General features: G+C 74.2%; 21 protein-coding genes. 5 read left to right on the forward strand and 16 right to left on the reverse strand.

Features of this window, described 5'->3' with window-relative positions; translation table 11 throughout:
* Window positions 1-28 precede the first annotated feature (28 nt).
* The 12 genes from O7612_RS02165 to O7612_RS02220 form a co-directional block, all read right to left on the reverse strand.
* Complete coding sequence (locus tag O7612_RS02165) at window positions 29-1,324, reverse strand: LysM peptidoglycan-binding domain-containing protein (RefSeq protein WP_282269989.1); 1,296 nt, start codon at window positions 1,322-1,324, stop codon at window positions 29-31.
* Window positions 1,325-1,468: 144 nt separating this feature from the next.
* Window positions 1,469-1,900 carry a hypothetical protein gene (locus O7612_RS02170; protein ID WP_067306433.1) on the reverse strand — a complete coding sequence of 144 codons (432 nt, stop codon included), beginning with the start codon at window positions 1,898-1,900 and terminating at the stop codon, window positions 1,469-1,471.
* Entirely contained in the window at window positions 1,897-2,361 is a 465-nt protein-coding gene (locus O7612_RS02175) for a TadE/TadG family type IV pilus assembly protein (protein WP_282273761.1), read from the reverse strand. Before O7612_RS02175 ends, O7612_RS02170 begins: the two co-directional genes overlap by 4 nt.
* Before the next feature lie 110 nt (window positions 2,362-2,471).
* Window positions 2,472-2,882: a TadE family protein gene (locus tag O7612_RS02180; RefSeq protein WP_282273762.1), complete on the reverse strand. Its 411-nt coding sequence runs from the start codon at window positions 2,880-2,882 to the stop codon at window positions 2,472-2,474.
* A 98-nt stretch (window positions 2,883-2,980) separates the two neighbouring features.
* Window positions 2,981-3,172, reverse strand: coding sequence for a hypothetical protein (locus tag O7612_RS02185; RefSeq protein ID WP_282269993.1), 192 nt, complete (start codon window positions 3,170-3,172; stop codon window positions 2,981-2,983).
* A gap of 29 nt (window positions 3,173-3,201) precedes the next feature.
* On the reverse strand, window positions 3,202-4,065 hold the full coding sequence (locus O7612_RS02190) for a type II secretion system F family protein (RefSeq protein ID WP_282269994.1): 864 nt from the start codon (window positions 4,063-4,065) through the stop codon (window positions 3,202-3,204).
* On the reverse strand, window positions 4,062-4,961 hold the full coding sequence (locus O7612_RS02195; RefSeq protein ID WP_282269996.1) for a type II secretion system F family protein: 900 nt from the start codon (window positions 4,959-4,961) through the stop codon (window positions 4,062-4,064). Before O7612_RS02195 ends, O7612_RS02190 begins: the two co-directional genes overlap by 4 nt.
* Complete coding sequence (locus O7612_RS02200) at window positions 4,958-6,514, reverse strand: CpaF/VirB11 family protein (RefSeq protein WP_282269998.1); 1,557 nt, start codon at window positions 6,512-6,514, stop codon at window positions 4,958-4,960. The genes O7612_RS02195 and O7612_RS02200 overlap by 4 nt, the downstream gene beginning before the upstream one ends.
* The gene (locus O7612_RS02205; RefSeq protein ID WP_282270000.1) at window positions 6,504-7,307 is read right to left on the reverse strand and encodes a ParA family protein; all 804 of its coding nucleotides are present in this window, start codon (window positions 7,305-7,307) and stop codon (window positions 6,504-6,506) included. Before O7612_RS02205 ends, O7612_RS02200 begins: the two co-directional genes overlap by 11 nt.
* A 2-nt stretch (window positions 7,308-7,309) precedes the next feature.
* A complete protein-coding gene (locus O7612_RS02210; RefSeq protein WP_282270002.1) occupies window positions 7,310-7,960 on the reverse strand; it encodes an SAF domain-containing protein in 651 nt (216 codons plus the stop codon).
* A 94-nt stretch (window positions 7,961-8,054) separates the two neighbouring features.
* Window positions 8,055-8,924, reverse strand: coding sequence for a hypothetical protein (locus O7612_RS02215; RefSeq protein WP_282273763.1), 870 nt, complete (start codon window positions 8,922-8,924; stop codon window positions 8,055-8,057).
* A 245-nt stretch (window positions 8,925-9,169) separates the two neighbouring features.
* Entirely contained in the window at window positions 9,170-9,733 is a 564-nt protein-coding gene (locus tag O7612_RS02220; protein ID WP_282270004.1) for a hypothetical protein, read from the reverse strand.
* A gap of 543 nt (window positions 9,734-10,276) precedes the next feature.
* On the opposite strand from O7612_RS02220, the gene O7612_RS02225 reads away from it, so the two are divergent.
* Window positions 10,277-11,005 carry an A24 family peptidase gene (locus O7612_RS02225; protein WP_282270006.1) on the forward strand — a complete coding sequence of 243 codons (729 nt, stop codon included), beginning with the start codon at window positions 10,277-10,279 and terminating at the stop codon, window positions 11,003-11,005.
* 166 nt (window positions 11,006-11,171) lie between these two features.
* On the opposite strand, the gene O7612_RS02230 is transcribed toward O7612_RS02225, so the two are convergent.
* Complete coding sequence (locus O7612_RS02230; protein WP_282270008.1) at window positions 11,172-11,744, reverse strand: phosphatase PAP2 family protein; 573 nt, start codon at window positions 11,742-11,744, stop codon at window positions 11,172-11,174.
* Between the two features lie 230 nt (window positions 11,745-11,974).
* Here O7612_RS02230 and O7612_RS02235 point away from each other — a divergent pair, with 230 nt between their 5' ends.
* A complete protein-coding gene (locus O7612_RS02235; protein WP_282273764.1) occupies window positions 11,975-14,320 on the forward strand; it encodes a glycosyl hydrolase family 65 protein in 2,346 nt (781 codons plus the stop codon).
* On the opposite strand, the gene O7612_RS02240 is transcribed toward O7612_RS02235, so the two are convergent.
* Complete coding sequence (locus O7612_RS02240; RefSeq protein ID WP_282270010.1) at window positions 14,285-14,830, reverse strand: hypothetical protein; 546 nt, start codon at window positions 14,828-14,830, stop codon at window positions 14,285-14,287. The two genes, O7612_RS02235 and O7612_RS02240, sit on opposite strands and share 36 nt — an antisense overlap.
* Before the next feature lie 163 nt (window positions 14,831-14,993).
* Here O7612_RS02240 and O7612_RS02245 point away from each other — a divergent pair, with 163 nt between their 5' ends.
* Window positions 14,994-15,776, forward strand: a complete 783-nt coding sequence (locus tag O7612_RS02245) for an SAM-dependent methyltransferase (protein ID WP_282270011.1) — start codon at window positions 14,994-14,996, stop codon at window positions 15,774-15,776.
* 25 nt (window positions 15,777-15,801) lie between these two features.
* Here O7612_RS02245 and O7612_RS02250 read toward each other — a convergent pair whose 3' ends face one another.
* Together O7612_RS02250 and O7612_RS02255 are read right to left on the reverse strand one after the other, a co-directional pair.
* Window positions 15,802-17,028 (reverse strand): MFS transporter, encoded by a 1,227-nt coding sequence (locus O7612_RS02250; RefSeq protein ID WP_282270013.1) that lies wholly within the window; start codon window positions 17,026-17,028, stop codon window positions 15,802-15,804.
* A gap of 4 nt (window positions 17,029-17,032) precedes the next feature.
* The gene (locus tag O7612_RS02255) at window positions 17,033-17,506 is read right to left on the reverse strand and encodes an Rrf2 family transcriptional regulator (RefSeq protein ID WP_282270015.1); all 474 of its coding nucleotides are present in this window, start codon (window positions 17,504-17,506) and stop codon (window positions 17,033-17,035) included.
* A 200-nt stretch (window positions 17,507-17,706) separates the two neighbouring features.
* Here O7612_RS02255 and O7612_RS02260 point away from each other — a divergent pair, with 200 nt between their 5' ends.
* Window positions 17,707-18,102, forward strand: coding sequence for a transcriptional repressor (locus tag O7612_RS02260; protein ID WP_282270017.1), 396 nt, complete (start codon window positions 17,707-17,709; stop codon window positions 18,100-18,102).
* A gap of 435 nt (window positions 18,103-18,537) precedes the next feature.
* Entirely contained in the window at window positions 18,538-19,029 is a 492-nt protein-coding gene (locus O7612_RS02265) for a hypothetical protein (RefSeq protein ID WP_282270020.1), read from the forward strand.
* Window positions 19,030-19,123: the final 94 nt, after the last annotated feature.

Raw genomic sequence — 19,123 nt, forward strand, 5'->3', positions numbered from 1 at the left:
GTGGGGCGAGGCCAGTGGGACGGGGTGGTCAGTCGCGGCGGTGGCGGCCGGTCACCAGGTCGCGGGCGGCGGAGGCGCGGCTGCCGATCGAGCGGCCCGGGGGGCGGTCGGCGGAGGTCCGGGCGGCGACGATCCGGGCGGCCGAGGTGCGGCCGGCGGCCACCCGGACGGGACGGCGGCGCAGGCCGAGTACCGCGCCGATCTGTGCGCCGACGATGCTCGCCACCGCCAGTACCGCCGACACGGCCAGCGGTCGGTTGATCGTGTCTTCCGGGGTGGCCCGGGAGGCTCCGGCGGCCATCGCCGGTGGCACCCCGACGGGTCGCTCGGCCGGGGGCTGGGCGGTCTGCGGGGTGGCGGTCTGCGGGGTGGCGGGTCCGAGCTTCCTGGTCGGTTTCGGGGTGGCGGGCGTGCCCGGACCGGTCGGTTTCGGGGTGGCGGGAGCGACCGTACCGGCCGGCTTGCCCGGCGCGTCCGGCTGCTGCGGGCCGGCCTGGCCGGGGGTGGTGGCCGGTGGACGCGGGGACGGCTTGCGGGGCTTGTCCGGAACCAGGTGACCGCTGGCGTGCCGGCGGGCACCGGTGTCGTCGGCCTCGGCGGGCAGCTTGATGAGCTGACCCGGCCGGATCCGGTCGGCGTCGCGCAGGTGGTTGAGCCGGGCCACCTCGGGATAGCGGTCGAAGTCGTCCAGGTAGCGTTCGGCCACCTCGCCCAGGTAGTCGCCACGGGCCACCCGGTACACCGGCTTTTCGGCACCGTCGGCGGGACCGGCACCCGGGATGGGACCGAGACCGGAACCCGGTACGGCACCGAGGGCGGCACCACCGAGGCCGGCGCTGGGGGCGGCGCCCAGGCCGGTACGGGAGGTGTCGAGCGTCGTCGCCACGCCGGTTCCGGCGGCGGCCGGCAGGGGTTGGGTCAGGGTGGCCGCCGCGCTCGCCGCCGGGCTGGCCGCGATGATCAGGGCGACCGAGCCCAGCAGGGCCGCCGCCGCCCGCTGCTGCCGACCCATCCCGGGCAGCCGGGGCGTCTGTCGGCGGGTCACCTGGGCACCCAGCTCCACCAGCACCGAGAAGGCGAACGTCGCCCAGCCGAACCAGCCGACCAGTGCCAGCGCCCGGATGAAGAGCTGGCCGTCGTCCCGGCTGGTCAGCAGGGTGCCGACCTCGGTGAGGGTGGGCAGGTGGTCCGGCAGGGGGTTGCCGGCGAAGGCGAGCAGTGCGACCGGTGCCCCGGCCAGCAGCGCCACCAGGACCACCAGTGACCCGAAGCCGGTGAGCAACTGCCCGGTACGTCGGGCGGCGGAACCACGCGGTGTGGTCATGCTGCCCTCCTTCCTACGGTCTGCCGGTGCGGGGGCACCGGATGAGCGGGCCTACGGTCCGCCGGTGCGGGTCACCAGGTGAGCGGGCCTACGTTCTGGGAGCGGGGGAGTCAGGTCACGGTCGGGGAGGGTGCGGCAGGTGGGTCATGGTCGGTCGGTGAGGGTGCGGGCGGTCGCCTCGGCGGAGACGGTGACGGTGCGGTCCATGCCGATCAGGCCGAGCAGGTGCCGGCGGTAGACGACGGTGACGCGTACCCGGATCTGCTTCTCGCCGGCGACCACCGGGAAGCTGACCTGCTGGCCGGTCACGTCGGGGTTGCCGCGCAGGTACTGCGCGACGGCCGCGCGGGCACCCGGCTCGTCGATCACCTTGGGCCGGCCCTCGATGGCGGCGGCCCGGTCGATCACCTGCCCGCCGCTGCGGGCCGCCTCGGCGGCCAGGTCGTCGGCGCGTTGCAGGCTACGCAGTTGGCCCGCACCGTCGTACGCGGCACCGATGACCGCGAGTATGCCGAGCATGGTGACGGCGAGGAAGAGGCTGATCCGGCCCTCGTCGCCGGTCGGGCGCGCGGTCATCGCCGGGTCCGGTAACGGTCCAGGGGGGAGGCGAAGGTCGCCTCGACCCGCTTGTCGCCCATCGGCAGCCCGGGGAAGCGCATGCCGGCGAAGGAGACGGTGCAGCTCACCCGGACCCAGATGCTCACCGGTTCGCCGAGGGGGCTGCGGAACGCCGCGTTGACCGACGTGTGGTCGGAGTGCAGGGTGGACCCCCAGACCGTGACCTTGGGTGCGCTGGCGCAGTTGAGGCCACGCCAGTCGAGCTGCCGGCGGGCGGCGGCCCGGGCGGCGCTCTCCGCGGTGCCGGCGTCGCGGGCGATCGAGGCGGCCCGCGCGGCGTCGTGCGCCGCCGCCTCCACCGCCTCGTCGGCGACCGCGACCCGGCCGGCCACCCCGGCCACCATCAGCAGCGCGAGGAACGCCGGGGCCAGCACCGCCACCTCCACCGACACCGATCCCCGGGTACGCTCCGCGGCCAGCCGGGCCGACGGGCCGGCGGTGGACCGTCCGGTGGGGACGGCGGCCCGGTCGCTGCGTGCGGCCCGGCCGGTCAGCACGCCGCGCCAGGTGCGCCGGGGCGGGTCGGCGGTCACGGGTCGGTCCACCGTTCGACGGTGCCGTGGGCGGTCTGCCGCACGTCGAACCGGACGGCCGGGATGACGCTCAGGGACTTCCCGGTGACCGTGCAGGTCACCTCGGTGGCGGTGGTGGCACAGGTGGTCCTCGCGCCGACCAGCCAGTCCCCGGCGGCACCCAGGAAGTGCTTGGCGCGGGCCTCACCCGCCCCGGCCGGCGCCTGGAGGACCCGTTGCGCGTTCACCCCGCTCTGGGCGGCGTGCATCGCCGTGGACCGGGCCACGAACCAGGTGGCGATCTGGACGGAGCCGAAGAGCAGCACCAGCACCGCCGGCATCACCACGGCCAGCTCCACGGGGTTGGCCCCCCGGTCCGTACCCCCGACGGTGAGCCGGCGGCGGACGGCCCGGCCGGCGGCGCGCAGCCCGGTCGGGGCGGCGTGGCCGGCGTCGGATGCGCGCAGGGGTGCGCACCGGGACCGGTCTGTCAGGTCCCGGTGCGTACCGGCCAGGGGGACGCGGGTCACTTGCTCGGGATGTCGTTGATCCATCCCTCGGCCTTGGTCTTGACCAGGGCGGTGACGGCGATCCCGGCGGCGACCAGACCGGCGATGATCACGGCGGTGGGGACCGGGCTGTCCCCCCGTTCCGCCTCACGGCGTAGCTCGGCCAGGCGGGCCACTGTGGCGACGTAGAGGAAGGTGACGAGGTGCATGGCAGTACTCCTTGGGGAGGTGGGTTCGCTCAGAGGCGGGCGACGAACGGATAGAGGACGAACGCCAGCAGCACGAAGACCAGCAGCGAGCCGGGGATGTCCAGCCGGCTGGTGATGCCCTCGGCGCGGGCCAGGTTGTCGGTGCGGATCTGGTCGCGGAGCGACTCGGCGCGGCTGCGCAGCGTCTCGTGCACCTGCGCGCCCTCGCTGCCCGAGGACCGCATGATCGCTCCGACGTCACCCAGCTCCGCGATGCCGATCTTCTCGGCCAGCTCCTGCAACTCGTCCCAGGGCGAGTGCATCTGCATCTGGGCGATCCGCAGCGACTCCCGGATGCGGGCGAACACCCAGCCGTCGCAGACCGCCGCGGCCCGTTCCAGCGACTGCACCGGGCCGTGCGCCGCCGACAACTGCAACGCCACCAGGTCCAGGTAGGTGCAGACCGCCGCGCGGAACTCGTCCCGGGCGGCGTCCGCCTTGGTCAGCACCGCGCGGTGCGCGAGCAGCGCGCACACCAGCGCCAACCCCAGACTGCCCAGCACCGGTACGACCACCGGCATGCTCACCCCGGCCAGGAAGAGCAGCGCCCCCGCCACCGTGGGGGTGGCCAGCCCGACCAGCGCGGAGAGCAGGATCGACATGGTGTACTGCTCGGGGGTCTGGTCGAGCAGGGCGAGCTGGCGGTGTGGCGGGCGCAGCCAGCGGGAGAAGCCACCCAGCCAGTCCGGCCCCCGCCCGGCGGCGACGGTGACGCCCGCTGGCTGGTGCAGGCGGCGCAGCGCGGGGCCGAGCGCCGGGGAGGCGGGCAGCACCTCCCGCACCAGCAGGAACAGGCCGAGCCCGATGGCGGCCCCGCCGAGCACCGCGATGGTGAGCTGCCAGTTGAGCGTCATGCGACCAGCTCCGCCGGGTCGGGTCTGGGCAGGAACCGGGGCGGCGGCGGGGGCTGGCTCATCGAGCGCACCCAGACCAGCAGGGCGACGAACGCCGTCCCGAGCATCGCCATCAGCACCTGGCCGAAGAACGTCCCGTACGGCCGGATGTACTCGGTGTTGACCAGCCCGTACGCCAGCACCGCCAGGGTCATCCCGGTGAGGAAGCGGACCGCGAACCGGGGCTGGGTGCGCTTGGCCTCCACCTCGCGCCGGGTGGCCACCTCGGCGGACGCGGCGGCGGCGATCGAACCGAGCACGTCGCCGAGGCGCTCGCCCCGGTCGGTCAGGTGCAGGATCAGCGCGGCGACCACCTGGTCGCAGACCGGATCGCCGATCTCGTCGGCGAACGCCAGCAGGGCGGACCGGGCCGTCCAGCCGGCCTGGAGGCGGGCGGCGAGCAGCCGTACCTCGTCCTCGACCTCGTGCGGGACGGTGGCGATGGTGGTGATGATCGCCTGTTGGAGGCCCTGCCCGGTGTTGGAGACGTCCTTGAGCCGGCGGGTCCACTCGCCGACCGCCTCGATCCGGGCGATCGCCCGCTCCTCGGCCCGGCCCACCGCGAACAGCCACGGCACCCCCGGCACGGCCACCGCCACGATCAGCCCCACCACCGGCAGCCCGGTCAGCAGGAACGCCAGCGCCCCCGCCACCGCCGCCGCGCCCAACGTCATCTGGTGGGCGCGCTGGTCCCGGCGGTTGGTCCCCGGACCGAGCCAGAGCCGGCGCAGCCCGGTGGTCGAGGTCCGGGTCGGTCGGGTGGGCTCGGTGGTGCCGAACAGCGCCACCACGGCGAGCACCATCCCGCCGACGCAGGCCGCCCCGGAGACCACCGCGAGCAGTTCGATGGTGCTCATCGGCGCACCACCGGGGCGAGGCGGCTGTGCCGGGGGCGACGCCACGCGCCCGCCCCGGCCTCGATGAAGCGGGACAGCAGCCGGGCGTCGTAGCCGACCCGCAGCAGTTGACCCCGGACACGTTCCGGCAGGTGGCGGGGGATGGCCCGACCGTCCGGGCCGGGGCCGAAGACGGTGGTGGTGGTGATCCGGTTGGCGTCCCCGACGCCGATCACCTCCTCCACGTGGGAGACGAACCGGTGCTTGCGCCCGCCGATCGCGGTCTCGTCCTCGACGGTGACGTAGACGATCAGGTCGAGGGCGTTGCCGGCCATCCGGCGGGCCTGGTCGACGGTCATCTCCCGGCCGTGGGCCAGCGCCAGCTCGATGATCCGCTCGCTGACCCCGGCCGGGGTACGGGCGTGGATGGTGCACATCGACCCACGGCTGGTGGTCATCGCCTGGAGCATCGGCACGATCTCCCGGGACCGGACCTCGCCCACGATGATCCGCAGCACGCCCATCCGTAGCGAGACCGGGATCAGGTCGGCGATGCTCACCTCGCCGGCCGGGCGACCGTCCAGACCACGTTCGCCGTGCCCCTCCCGGGACTCGAAGCTCATCACCGCCCGGTGCTTGTCGCCGCGGCGGGCCGGCAGCAGCTCCCGGCTCTCCTCCAGCAGCACGTACGGTTCGTCGGGCGGGATCTCGTCCATCAGCGCCCGGATGACCGTGGTCTTGCCGGCCCCGGCCAGCCCGGCGACCATGATGTTCAACCCGGCCCGCATGGACGCGCGGAGGAAGTCGCGCAGCAGCGGGTCGATCATCTCGTCCAGGTCGGGACGGCTGCCGGCCAGGTCGTCGAGGCTGACGTCCAGCGTGTTGTGCTTGCGGATCACCGCGTACGGGCGGTGGCTGACCAGGAACACCGCCGCCAACCGGCTGCCGTCGGGCAGTTGCAGGTCCAGCGTCGGCTTGGAGGTGGACAGCGACCGCTCGGTGGCCCCGGCCCGGCGGGCCGCCGCCTGGAGGATCTCCACCAGCTCGTCGTCGCTGTCGGCGATCGGCTCGCCCCAGTCGACGCCGCCGCCGTGCCGGGTGATGCGCACCTGGTCGCAGCCGAGGATGTGCACCTCCTCGATGGAGTCGTCGACCAGCAGGGTCTGTAGCCGGCCCAGCCCGACCAGCTCGGCGGTCACCTGGTCGAGCAGGGTCCGTTCCTCGTCGGCGCTGAGCGGGGTGCCGGCCCGGCGTACCGCGTCGGCGTAGCCGGAGACCACGGCGACGGCGAGCCGGGCCCGCTCGACCTCTTCGGCGTCGGCGTCGAACTCCCGGCCGCGCTGCCACTGGGTGAGCCGTTCGCTCAGCTCCCGACGCAGTTCCCGGACCAGCGCGAAGTCGACCTTCGGCCGGGGCGGGGCTGCCGCGGGTGCGGGTGGGGCGGCGACGGCCCCGGTGGTCGGCGGCGGCACGGGGGTGTGGTGCCGGCCGTTCACCGGTGGCAGCGGCGGCACGGTGGAGGTGACCCCCGGTGCCGGGGTGCGCGGGTCGTGGGAGACCGGCTCAAACCGCATCCGGCACCCCCTGCGCCGGGGCGGGCCAGGCCAGTCGGGCCCGTCGTTGCTCCAGCAGCTCCCGGACCGGGGTCTCCAGCGCCGACGCCGCGCGCAGCAGCGGGCGTCCGGCGCGGACGGTGCCGCCGAAGCTGAGCGCCTGCGCGGTACGCCGGTCCTCCGGCATCCGGGCGATCACCGGCATCCCCAGGGCCTTGCTGATCTCGCCGTTGCCGTGGCCGTCGCCGACCACCACCAGTCGCAGCGTGCCCGGGGGCACCCGGTGGTCGGTGAAGTCCCGTTCGATGGCCCGGATCATCGACCGGGTGCCGGAGAGGGCGGGTAGCTGGGCGCGGGTCACCAGCAGCACCACGTCGGCGGCGCGCAGCAGCGGCCACGGCGGCCCGAAGACCTGAAGTCGTCCACAGTCGACGATCACATCATAGCCGGGGCGGCCCTTCTCCAGGGTGCGGAAGAAGTCGGCGAACCGCTGCCACAGCGGGGCGACGCTGCCGGCCTGCGCCGGGTCCACCACGCCGGGCAGCAGCAGCCGCTCCCGCCTCGGCGCGTCCAGGTCGACCAGTTGGGACCAGAACGTCGCCTCCAGGCTGCCGTCGCGCAGCTCACCGACGGCCAGCTCACCGATGCCGCGTGGTCCGTCGAGCGCGCCGCCCAGGTAGCCGGCGAGCACCGAGCCGCCGGCCGGGTCGCACTCGGCGAGCACCAGCCGCCGGTGCCAGCTCAGGGTGCAGGCCAGCGCCGTGGTGGTGACGCCGGGCGACCCCTTCGCCGAGACCAGCGCGATGATGGCCATGGTCAGGCCGCCTCGGTCAGCACGAGGGCGATCCGGTCCTGGGCGGCCAGCACCACCACCGCCGGGACGTCCCGGACGGCGAGCGCCAGGTAGACCACCACGTCGTCGTTCTCCGGGGTGACCGCGTCGATCACGGTGGCCGTGAACCGGGTGGTGGAGGACTGGTTGTCGGCGTCCTCGTCCGGGGTGCTGACCAGCAGCACCTTGTCACCGGGGTGCAGCTTGCGGGCCGGCACCTTGCTCGGCTCCAGGCCCAGCGCGATCTGCTGCTGCCCCTGGCCGAGCAGCGGGGCGTCGGTGAGCTGGGCCATGGTGAGCAGCGAACCGGGGACCAGCGACACGGCGGCCCGCTTGCCGACCACCTCGTCGCGCTTCTTCGCCGGCACCGGGGACAGCCCCGCGCCCCCGGAGACCCGCACGCTGACCAGGTCGTCGGCGGTCAGGATGCGGCCCACCTCGACCGGACGGGCGATCGCCAGGTAACTGCCGGTGGCCCGGACCGAGGTGACCGCGAAGGCCGCGCCGAGGCCACCCAGCGCGATCAGCAGCACGGCGAGGCCGAGCAGGCCGGGCCGGGTACGGCGCTGCCGGACCACCTTGGGCGGGGTGACCGGGGCATCCACCGGGACGCCGTTGCGGGTGGCCAGGCTCACTGGGAAATCTCCGTTCGGGACTGCGGGGCGGCCTCCAGCAGCCCGGCGGGCGGGCCGCCGACCACCACCCGCCAGGACGGTGCGCGGTGGACGCTCATCGGGTCACTACCTGGAGTTCGTTGATCTGGATGTCGATGACGCCGCTGGTGCGGGTCTGCGGGATGGTGCCGCTGCGGCCACCGCCCTCCCAGCGCACGTTCCAGAAGGTGGTGGCGCTGACCCGGTAGGTGCCGGCCCTGGGGTAGCCGTCGTAACCGCAGGTCGGCGACGGCTTGCCCGCCTTGGGGCCGGTCGCCTTGTACGGCGTGCCGGGGCCGGTGCAGGTGACCTTCCTGCCGTTGCCCATGTTCCACACGATCCGCTCGACCTCGGCGGTGATGGTGACGGTCAGTCCCCGGTCGCTGGCGGAGGCGGTCAGCGGGCCGAAGTAGTTCTGCCCGGTGCTGGCCCACATCCAGACCGGCAGGCCGACCAGGCCGGGCCCGACGCTGCGCCGGGGTGCCACCGACGTCCGGGGCGGCAGCAGGCTGATCGAGGCGAGCGCCCGGCGGGCCAGCTCCTCCGGGTCGGGCGGGGTGCCGAACCCGGGCGGCGGCCCGTCCAGCGGCACCACCGACTGGGCACCCAGGTCACCGCCGTTGCAGGTCTGGACGTACCACACCTGGCCCTCCGGGGCCTCGGGCTGCGGCTCGGCGACCTTGTAGTAGCAGCCGCTGCCGTTGTCGAACCAGCCGAGGAGCGGGTTGTAGCAGGGCAGCGGCTTGCCGTTCCACTGGCACTTCGGGGTGGCCCCGGGGCTGTTCGGGCTGCCCGGACCGTCGCCACCGCCCGGGTCACCGGGGGTGCCCGGGTCGTCGTCCCAGACGCTGCAGTCGTTCTGGCCGGGTGGGCACTCCACCCCCGGGCCGGCAGCCTGACCCGGGGCCGGCGGCGCGACCACGGCGACCAGCACGGCGAGCAGCAGGCCGGCGAGCGCCCGGCGGGGCAGGCCGCCGGTCTTGCCGGACAGCCCGCCGACGGGCCGCGACAGGCCGTGCCCGACGGGCCGCGACAGGATGCGCCGCGACAGGCTGCGCCCAGCGGGCTGCGACAGGCCGTGCCTGGTGGGCACCGGGCGGGTCGGGGTAGCGGTGCGGCCCGGGCCGGCGGGAGCGGGACGGGTGGGATCTGCGGGGGCAGCGGGGGTCGGCACGGGCGTTCCTTCCCGGGTCAGCATGGCTGGTCCTCGTGGGCGGCCCCGGAGCTGATCAGCCAACGGCCGTCCGGGTAGCGGGTCGCGGTGGCGGTCGCCAGGTGGCGGGTGCCGCCGGAGCCGGGCACCACCCGCTTGTCCTTGGCGTAGACCAGCTTGTAGCCGGTGGCGTCCAGGCAGTCCTGGATCTCCACGGTCGGCGGGTCGCCGTCCAGGCTGACGGTGGTGACGGAGGGGTCGGACCTGAGCGTCCCGGTACGGACCGCGCCGTGCCGGCGGGTGTCGTCGATGGCCACCCGGACCCGGGTGAGCAGCGGGTCGGCCAGGAACCGGGTCAGCTTCGGGTGGCGGGGGTCGCTGGTCCGGCTCGCCTCGCGGGAGGCTTCCAGATAGCCGGCGTACGCCGCCAGTGCGGCGCGCTCGGCGGCCCGTTCGGCCTCGGTGGGCTGGCGGGTGTCGCTGGCGGGGCGGGGAGTGGGTGCGGCGGTCGTCCCGGGTGGGTCGCCGCAACCGGCGACGGAGCCGGTCAGCGCGGCGACGACCAGGCAGGTGGTCCAGCGGCGGGAGCGCCCTGTACGCATTGCCGTGCCCCTCCTCGGTACACCCGGCGGCGGCGATGTGGTCGGCCTCCGGGTGTGCGGCGGTACGCCGGGACGATGTCGGTCGGACATCGCCGGGTGCTGCCGCATTTACCAGTGTGGATCATGTGTGACATGTGGAGTGTGTCGTCCGGTGCGGCCGGTGACGCGATTCTCGGGGTTGCGTCCCACCCAAGGGGCGAGCATAGGCTGACGTGCGCCGATACAACAGAGGCAATTCAACCGCACACTCTCAGTGATGGGCAGGAGTGACCGAAGGTGGGCGATGTCCATGGTGGTCGACCGGCGTCGGCGGTCTCGGCCGATCGTGGGCGGGTGCCCTCCGATCAGATCGGCCCGACCGGCGAACCGCCCGCGTCACCCGGGGATATGGGACGGGTGGATCGGAGTCGCCCGATACGTTCCCCGGCTGCCGCCGCCCCGGCCCCCGCGGTGCCCGGGGAGGTAAGGGTCGACCCGGTATCCACTCCGGACACCTCCCCGATATCGGACCGTTATCCGGACCCGGGCGGGAAGTCACCCTCCGTGTTCCCCGTCCGGCGGCTGGCGGCGACGCTGGCGGTCGTCCCGGTGCTCCGGGCGGCGGTCGCCCGGTACGCCGTACCGCCGGGGGTGGCGGACCGGACCGGGTGCGCGGGCTGCGGCGCTCCGGTCGGGCTGGACCGGCCACTGCCGGCGCTCGGGCCGGCGGCGCGTTGCCCGCGCTGCCGGGGGCGGATCGGCGCGGCACCGTTCGCGGTCGAGGCGCTGTCGCTGGTGGCCGTGGCGGTGCTGGTGCTGGTCGACGGGGCGGTGGCCGAGCGGGTGGCGCTGGCCTGGTGGCTCTGTTGCGCGGTCCCGCTGGTCCTGGTGGACCTGGCGGTGCACCGGCTGCCGGACCGGCTCACCTGGCCCGCCGCCGCCGGCACCTGGGCGTTGCTCGGGGTGGCCGCGCTGGCCGGGGCGGGAGCCGGGCCGTGGCTGCGCGCGGTGACAGCCGGTACGGCGCTCGGGCTGGCCTTCGCCGCCACCACGCTGCTGCTCGGCCGGCGGGGGTTCGGCCTCGGTGACGCCAAGTTGGCGCTGGGGGTGGGGGCGTTGCTCGGCTGGCAGGGCTGGGGCGTGCTGGTGACCGGCCTGGTGCTGACCTTCCTGCTGTCGGCGCTGGTCAGCGTGGCCCTGTTGGCGACCCGTCGGGTCGACTGGTCCAGCCACCTGCCGTTCGGCCCGTTCCTGGTCGCCGGCACCTGCGCCGCCCTGCTCCTGCCCGCCTGACCGCCTGGCGGCCCCAGGGGCCGGGTCGTGCCCACCGGCCGGCGACCCCCGGCCGGAGTCGTGCCCACGGGGCCAGGGTCGTGCTCACCGGGCCGGGGATCGTGCTCACCGAGCCAGGGTCGTGCTCACCGGGCCAGGGATGGTGGTCACGGGACCGGAGGCGCGCTCACGGGCGGGGGCGCGGGCCGGTGGCGAGCGGTTCCCGGCGGGCCGTGGCGGAGTGCCGGCGCAGCATCTCGGCGAGCGGGCGGGCGGTCAGCAGGGTGGTCAGCAGGGTGACGGCCAGGCCGAGGAGCAGGCCGGCGAGCACGTCGTGCGGGTAGTGCACGCCCACGAAGACCCGGGAGAACGCGGCGAGCAGGGCCAGCGGGGCGGCGAGCAGCCCCCACCGGGGGGAGAGCAGCCCGATCGCGGTGGCCAGCGCCCCGGCGATGGTGGCGTGGTTGCTCGGGAAGGACCAGTCACCGATGGCCGGGCAGGGTCCGGCCAGGACGGTGACCGCCGCCCGGCAGGGCCGGTCCTGGTCGACCAGCGACTTGAGCACCTCGCTGCACCCGTACGCCAGGACGACGGTGGCCGGCGCGACCAGGGCGACGGCCCGCCCCCACGGGTCGGCGCGGAGCAGCCGGGGTGCGGCGACGGCCACCAGCAGCAGGCCGAGCAGCAGGATCACCCCCTCGGTGAAGTGCACCGCGAACCACTGCACCGGGGTCGGGGCGGAGTCGGCCAGCTCGATCACATCGCGGTACCATTCCGCGCTGATATCGGGAATATCGGTTGTGCCGGTCCAGGACATGACTCACCTCACCAAAGATTAATACCGGTTCCAGATCCGTCATCGCGGAGAAAACCCCTGAACAGCTCACATCGTGCAACGGTGAGGGGTCGCTCCGGGCCTTCGTCACAGCCTTTTCACAGCGGCCCGGCGATTGGCGGTCCACCACCGCCGGGTACTCCTCCGCCGTGCAGATGGACGACACCTGGCAGCTCCGGCGCTCCACCACCGACCTGGACCGACTCGGCGAGACCGAGTCGGTCTTCGCGCTCGCCAACGGCTGGGTCGGCTGGCGGGGCACCCTCGACGAGGGCCAGCCGTACGGCATGCCCGGCAGCTACCTCAACGGTCTGCACGAGCGGCGGGAACAGAGCTACCCCGAGGACGGGTACGCCTTCCCGCAGGAGAGCGACACCGTGATCAGTGCGCCCAACGCCGCCCTGATCCGGCTCTGGGTGGCCGGTGAACCGCTGGACCTGCGCACCGGCACCGTCCGCACCCACGAACGGACCCTCGACCTGCGCGCCGGGGTGGTACGCCGGCACACCGAGTGGATCTCGCCGGCCGGGCACGGCGTGCGGATCCGCAGCACCCGGCTGGTCTCGCTGCCCCGGCAGGCGGTCGCCGCCGTCCACTACCAGGTCGAACCGCTCGACGACCGGCCGGTCGAGATCCGGGTCTGCTCGGACGTGCTGGCCAACGAGCGGGTGCCCGAACGCGGCGACGACCCCCGGGCCGCCTCGATCGTCCACGACCCGCTCACCGCCGAACTGCACCGCCCGGACGGTCACCGGGGCGTGCTGGTGCACCGCACCGACCGCAGCGCCCAACGGGTCGCCGTCGCGGTCACCCACGAGACGGAGATTCCGGCGGGCTTCACCGACGGCGACGACCACACCCCGGACCGGCTCCGGATGACCGTCGAGGGCCGGCTCGCCCCGGGGGAGCGGGTGCGGCTGACCAAGTTCGCCGCGTACGGGTGCGCGCCGGTCGACGACGGCACCCCCGACGAGCTGGCCGATCTGGTCACCGCCGAGGCCGACGCCGCCCGCCGGCACGGGTTCGACGCGCTGCTGGCCGACCAGCGGGCCGTCCTCGACGAACGGTGGCGCACCGCCGACGTGGAGATCGACGGCGACGCCGAGCTTCAGCAGGCCGTCCGGTTCTCGGTGTTCCACCTGCTCCAGGCCGGTCGACCCGACGGGGACCGGACCATCGCGGCGAAGGGGCTCACCGGCAACGGCTACGACGGGCACGTGCTGTGGGACACCGAGAGCTACGTGCTGCCGGTGCTGACGTACCTGCTGCCCGAAGTGACCCGGGGCGCGCTGCGCTGGCGGCACGCCCACCTGCCCGAGGCCCGGGAACGCGCCGCCGAGCTGCGGCTGACCGGCGCGACCTTCCCCTGGCGGACCATCGGCGGCCGGGAGTGCTCCGGCTACTGGCCCGCCGGCACCGCCGCGCTGCACGTCAACGCCGACATCGCCGACGCGGTGCTGCGCTACGTCACGGTCACCGGCGACCAGGCGTTCCTCGCCGACACCGGGCTGGAACTGCTGGTGGAGACGGCCCGGCTCTGGGCCGGCTACGGCCACTGGTCCGACGACGGCGCGTTCCACGTCACCGGGATCACCGGCCCCGACGAGTACGCCGCCCTGGTCGACGACAACGTCTTCACCAACCTGATGGTCCGGCGCAACCTGCGGGGGGCCGCCGACGCCGCCGAAGGGCACCCGGAGCGGGCCGCCGCGCTCGGCGTCGACCCGGCCGAGATCGCCGGCTGGCGGGCCGCCGCCGACGCCGTGCACCTGCCCTACGACCGCAAGCGCGGGGTGCACCAGCAGGCGGCGGGCTTCACCGACCAGCCCGAGTGGGACTTCGCGGCGATGACCGACGACGACTATCCGCTGCTGCTGCACTATCCCTATCTGGAGCTGTACCGGCGGCAGGTGGTCAAGCAGGCCGACCTGGTGCTGGCCATGCAACGCTGCCCGGGGGAGTTCACCGCCGAGGTCAAGGCCCGCAACTTCGCCTACTACCAGGCCCGCACCGTCCGCGACTCGTCGCTGTCGGCCGGCTCGCAGGCGGTGCTCGCCGCCGAGCTGGGCCACCTCGACCTGGCGTACGACCTGTTCGCCGAGGCGGCGCTGCACGACCTCGCGGACCTCGGCGACAAGACCAGCGACGGGCTGCACCTGGCCGCGCTGGCCGGGGCGTGGACCGCCGTGGTGGAGGGCTTCGGCGGGCTGCGCGACGACACCGGTGTGCTGGCGTTCGACCCCCGGCTGCCGGCCCCGATCGACCGGCTCGCCTTCCACCTGCGGTGGCACGGGCAACGGCTGCGGGTCACCCTGACCCGGGGCGAGGCCCGCTACGAGCTGCCCGACGCCGACCCGACGACGACCGTCGAGCTGCGGCACGCCGGGGAGCCGGTGACCGTCACCGGTCGGGCCGCGGTGACCCGGCCGATGCCGCCGGTGCCCGACCCGGGGCCGGAGCCGCCGTCACCGTCCGGCCGGCGGCCCGCCCGTCGGGCCTGAGCCGCCGCTGTGCCCGCCCGTCGGGCCTGAGCCGCCGCTGTGCCCGCCCGTCGGGCCTGAGCCGCCGCGCATCCGTTCCCGCACGGCGGCCAGCTCCTCGAAGGCGTACGCCCAGTTGTGGCACTTGAAGCTGCGCAGCCCGGTGACCGGGGTGTGGCAGTCGAGGCAGTGCACCCCGGCGATCGCGTCCGGGACCTCGGTGTTGACGTACCGGCGGTCGCCGAGGATCACCGTGGCGATCAGCGTCGGGTCGTGCACACCCTTGAGGGCCGAGGCGACGATGTCCAGCCAGGTGGCCCGGCGTCCGCACTTGGGGCAGTCCGGCTGGTCACCGCTGACCCACAGGGGTGCGCCGATGCTCTGCGCCGGCATCCCGAGGAGCTTCTCCAGCCGGCGTACGTCGTGTTCCGGGGTGGTCCAGCGGTGCCGCCCCGGCAGCGAGGCGGGTGAGTCGTACACGGCCCGGAACAGGGCCGGGTCCACCTCCACGGTCTCCCGGGCAGTGTCCATCGGGGCCTCCTCGGCGACAGGCGATGTCACCGTCATACCGGCCGGTGGCGGCTGTGCGCAGCCGGCTCGCCGACACGGCGGGTCAACATGTCGTCGCCCCGGGTGCTAGACATCGGGGTGTGCCGCCGTGCGGCGGTGGACCATGAGCGGAAGGGGAGGGCCGGTGACCGCGCCGACCGACGCCGAGCAGAGGCCGAACGTGGCCCGGATGTACGACTACTACCTCGGCGGGTGCCACAACTTCGCCGCCGACCGGGCCGCCGCCGAACAGATCCTGCGGATCTTCCCGGACACCGGGATCGCCGCCCAGGCCAACCGGCACTTCCTGCGCCGGGCCGTCCGGCACGCCGCCGAGCTGGGGGTACGCCAGTTCCTCGACATCGGTGCCGGGCTGCCCACCCAGGGCAGCGTGCACGAGATCGTCCGCCAGGTCGCCCCCGACTCGGCGGTGGTCTACGTCGACTACGACGAGGTCGCCGTCGCGCACGCCCGGCGGTTGTTGCCGGTCGACCGGCGGATCACCGCGGTCCGGGGCGACCTGCGCCGGCCGGACGAGCTGCTGGTCCGTCCCGAGGTCCGGGCGGTGCTCGACTTCGACCGTCCGGTCGCCGTGCTGCTGGTGGCGGTGCTGCACTTCGTCACCGACGCCGAGCAGCCGTGGGACGCGGTGGCCCGGCTGCGGGAGGCGACCGTCCCCGGCAGCCCGCTGGTCGTCTCCCACCTCACCACCGACGGTGCGCCGCCGCTGCCGACCGAGCAGGGCCAGGCGGTCTACCGGCGCAGCAGCGCCCCGCTGCTGCCCCGCCCGCACGCCGAGGTGCTGCGCTTCTTCGACGGGTACGACCTGGTCGAGCCGGGTCTGGTCCGGGTGGCCGACTGGCGGCCCGACGGGGAACCGCAGGAACGGGTCTCCCACGGCTACGCCGGGATGGGCCTGCGCCGCTGACGGCTCCGTCCCGCCGGGGCGCGGTTCACGGTGTCGTCGGCGGTCTCCGGGAGCCGGGGTGCCGGCCGAGGTGGAGGACCAGCAGCGCGACCAGCGCCCCGGCCACGCCGAGGGCGTACATGGCCGGCACGCCGGTGGCCAGCGTCGCCCCGCCGGCCGTGGTGCCCAGGCCGATGCCCAGGTAGATGGCGGACGAGTTCAGCGACACCACCAGCGGGGCCTGCTGCGGTGCGGCGCTGATCAGCCGGTGCTGCTGGGCTGGGGTCTGGCACCAGCTCGCCGCACCCCAGCCGGCCACCAGCAGGCCGACCAGGGCCGTCGGCGCGGAACCGGTGCCGCTGAGCGCGCCGAGCCCGGCCAGCGCGACGGCCAGCGTGGCGTACCCGACGGCCAGCACCGGCACCGCGCCCCACCGGTCGGTGGCGTAGCCGGAGGTCACGTTGCCGGCGACCGCCCCCAGGCCGTAGAGCAGCAGCATCAGGCTGACCTGGTACGCGTCGACGCCGAGCGCGCCGAGGGCCGGCGCCGCGAAGGCGTACACGGTGTAACTGGCGGCCATGCCGATCACGGTGAGGGGCAGCACGGTGAGCACGGCCGGGTGGCGCAGCGCGGCCACCCGGGCGCGTAGCGGCACCGTCGGGCCACCCGGCAGCGCGGGCATGGCCAGCCGGACGGCCACCGCGACGGCGGACGCCAGCAGGGCCACCGCGACGAGCGCGGCCCGCCAGCCGAGCCAGTGGGCGGTCAGCCCGCCGAGCGGGACGCCGAGGGCGGTGGCGACGGTGAGCCCGCCGATCACCACGGCCAGCGCCCGGCCCCGCAGCGTCGGCGACACCAGGGACGCGGCGGCGGCCCCCGCGTTGGGGGTGTACGCGGCGGCACCGGCGGCGGCGACGATCCGGCCGGCGACCAGCACCGCCAGCGTGTCGGCCAGCGCCGAGAGCAGGTTCCCGGCGGCGAGCACCAGCAGCGCGGCGACGAGCAGGGTCCGGCGGGGCAGCCGGGCGGTGACGGTGGACAGCAGCGGGGCGAGGATCGCGTACGAGATGGCGAACACGGTCACCGACTGGCCGGCGGCGGCGGTGGACACCCGCAGCTCGGCGGCCAGGTCGGGCAGCAGCCCGGCGACCACGAAGGCGTCGGTGCCGACGGCGAAGGTGCCGGTGGCGAGGATCAGCGTGAACCGTAGGCCCCGGCGGGGCGGGGTGGTGGTGGCCGACCCCGGGCCGGCGTGGGCGCGCAGGTGCGACATGAGGTCAGCGGGGTGGTAGCGCGGCGTAGCGGCGGCGGGTGCGTTCGGCCGCCTCCGCGGGGGCTGCGGCGAGCAGGTCGGCCAGGGTGTGACCGGCCAGCTCACGTCGCCAGGCCAGGTCGGCGCGGTGCATCACGGTGCTGATGGCGCACGGGACGCGGAACTCCGGCGCGGCGGGGTCCACCCCCGCGCCGCGTTGGCGGATCTCGGTGCAGCGGAACGGGTTGTCGGCACCGTCGATCGCCACCGTCACGGCCAGCACGGTCACCTCGGCCGGGGGCCGGGCGAGCCGGAACCCGCCGCGTGCGCCGGGCACCGACCGGAGGATGCCGGCCCGGGTGAGGGCCTGGAGGCACTTGGTCAGGTATGCCGGGGGTAGCGCGAACCATTCGGCGAGGCGGGCGGCGGGCATGGGGTGGTCGCCGATCCAGGCGAGGGTGAGGCAGCAGTGCAGCCCCCACTCGACCCGTTCACTCATCCGCATAACCAGGATATTACATGTCCTGATTCCGGTCGGGTGCCCGCGATACCGTGCCGATTCGGGGGGCAGAGGCTCCCTGCCTGCACACCGCATAATGGTGACGACCTCCGCGCGGACGGGCGGAGGCGCTGAGCAGCGACGGCCGCCGGCCGGGTGCCGGGGCGACGAGCGGAGACGGCGGTACGGTGACCCAGGCGATGCCGAACGTGACCCGGAACACCCGCCAGCGTGGCGAGGTGCTGGCGTTGCTGCGGGAGGTCGACGGCTTTCACACCGCGCAGCAGTTGCACCAGATGCTGGTGGCCCGCAAGGCCCGGGTCGGGCTGACCACGGTCTACCGCACCCTGCAACTGCTCGTCGACACCCAGGAGATCGACTCCACCCGGCTGCCCGGCGGCGAGCAGTTGTTCCGCCGGTGCAGCGAGAGCCGGCACCACCACCACCTGGTCTGCCGGCAGTGCGGCAGCACCGTCGAGGTGGCCGGGCCGGCGGTCGAGCGGTGGGCCGACCAGGTCGCCGCCGAACACGGCTTCACCGAGGTCGGGCACACCTTCGAGATCTTCGGTATCTGCGCGGGCTGCACCGCCCGCTGACCGGCGGCGCACACGCCGACGACGACCTTTTCGTTCCGCACAACGGCCTTTCCCCCGAATGCCGGCTTTTCTGGCTTTCCGCATAATGGCCTTTCGTCCGGACGTTGACCTTTCCGGCGTTCCGCATATCGTTCTTCTATCTGAATGTCGACCTTTCCGGCGTTCCGCACAACGACCCTTCGCCCGCACGTCGGCATTTTCGCCCGCACGCTGGCCTTTTGCCCGTACACCGGCCTTTTCGGCGGTCCGCACTCCGGTCGCCGGTGGCGGGCGCTACGCACGGTGCCGGACCGTGATCCCCCACCTTGATGGTTTCCTCGACCTGATCCGACTCATTGCCCGCCCGGGATGCCCGGTGGTGATTCCCGTGGCAAGCTCATCGACGAAAGTGATTCGTCCGCTGACAGTCCTGTCACTGTTCCCCCGGAGGCATTGATGAAAAAGTCGATCAGCGCTCTCGCCCTGCTGGTGAGCACGGCCGTGGTCGGCACGGCGACCCCCGCCGTGGCCGCTGCCGCCGACCAGGATTCGCACCGGCACTGCATCGCCAATCTGGACACCGGCCGGATCACCTGTGCCAGTGACCAGCAGCAGGCCCGCCGCCTCAGTGGAATCTCGGCGGCAGCACAGACGATTGCCATTTTCTACGACAGCACCGGATACAACACCGGGGCCGGCACGTTCACCTGGACCCAGTCCCGCGACTGCACCCCCGGTTACGACAGTGAATGGCAGTGGGACGACCTGAACAGCATCGGCTGGGGTAACCGGGTCAGCTCGGTGCACACCTACAACCAGTGCGACGTCAAATTCTTCAACAAGGTGAACTTCGGGGGGGCCGCCTCGACGTGGATCGACCAGTCGTCGAACCTCGCCAACATCGGCGACGGCTGGAACAACCGGGCGGGCTCGGTCAAGTTCTCCTGACCCGGACGGGCGACGCCGTACTGCCTCCCGGCCGGACGCCGGGAGGCAGTGCCCGGCCGTGGCATCGACCCGATCGTGGGTCTCCGGCCCGGAC

The sequence above is a fragment of the Micromonospora sp. WMMD987 genome, assembly GCF_029581435.1.
GTDB lineage: Bacteria > Actinomycetota > Actinomycetes > Mycobacteriales > Micromonosporaceae > Micromonospora > Micromonospora rifamycinica.

Bases quoted from the DNA above. Each gene is read 5' to 3' on its own strand.
- O7612_RS02165 (WP_282269989.1), bottom strand. From the start codon at position 1,324: ATGACCACACCGCGTGGTTCCGCCGCCCGACGTACCGGGCAGTTGCTC.
- O7612_RS02170 (WP_067306433.1), bottom strand. From the start codon at position 1,900: ATGACCGCGCGCCCGACCGGCGACGAGGGCCGGATCAGCCTCTTCCTC.
- O7612_RS02185 (WP_282269993.1), bottom strand. From the start codon at position 3,172: ATGCACCTCGTCACCTTCCTCTACGTCGCCACAGTGGCCCGCCTGGCC.
- O7612_RS02190 (WP_282269994.1), bottom strand. From the start codon at position 4,065: ATGACGCTCAACTGGCAGCTCACCATCGCGGTGCTCGGCGGGGCCGCC.
- O7612_RS02195 (WP_282269996.1), bottom strand. From the start codon at position 4,961: ATGAGCACCATCGAACTGCTCGCGGTGGTCTCCGGGGCGGCCTGCGTC.
- O7612_RS02200 (WP_282269998.1), bottom strand. From the start codon at position 6,514: ATGCGGTTTGAGCCGGTCTCCCACGACCCGCGCACCCCGGCACCGGGG.
- O7612_RS02205 (WP_282270000.1), bottom strand. From the start codon at position 7,307: ATGGCCATCATCGCGCTGGTCTCGGCGAAGGGGTCGCCCGGCGTCACC.
- O7612_RS02220 (WP_282270004.1), bottom strand. From the start codon at position 9,733: ATGCGTACAGGGCGCTCCCGCCGCTGGACCACCTGCCTGGTCGTCGCC.
- O7612_RS02235 (WP_282273764.1), top strand. From the start codon at position 11,975: ATGGACGACACCTGGCAGCTCCGGCGCTCCACCACCGACCTGGACCGA.
- O7612_RS02240 (WP_282270010.1), bottom strand. From the start codon at position 14,830: ATGGACACTGCCCGGGAGACCGTGGAGGTGGACCCGGCCCTGTTCCGG.
- O7612_RS02250 (WP_282270013.1), bottom strand. From the start codon at position 17,028: ATGTCGCACCTGCGCGCCCACGCCGGCCCGGGGTCGGCCACCACCACC.
- O7612_RS02255 (WP_282270015.1), bottom strand. From the start codon at position 17,506: ATGAGTGAACGGGTCGAGTGGGGGCTGCACTGCTGCCTCACCCTCGCC.
- O7612_RS02260 (WP_282270017.1), top strand. From the start codon at position 17,707: ATGCCGAACGTGACCCGGAACACCCGCCAGCGTGGCGAGGTGCTGGCG.
- O7612_RS02265 (WP_282270020.1), top strand. From the start codon at position 18,538: ATGAAAAAGTCGATCAGCGCTCTCGCCCTGCTGGTGAGCACGGCCGTG.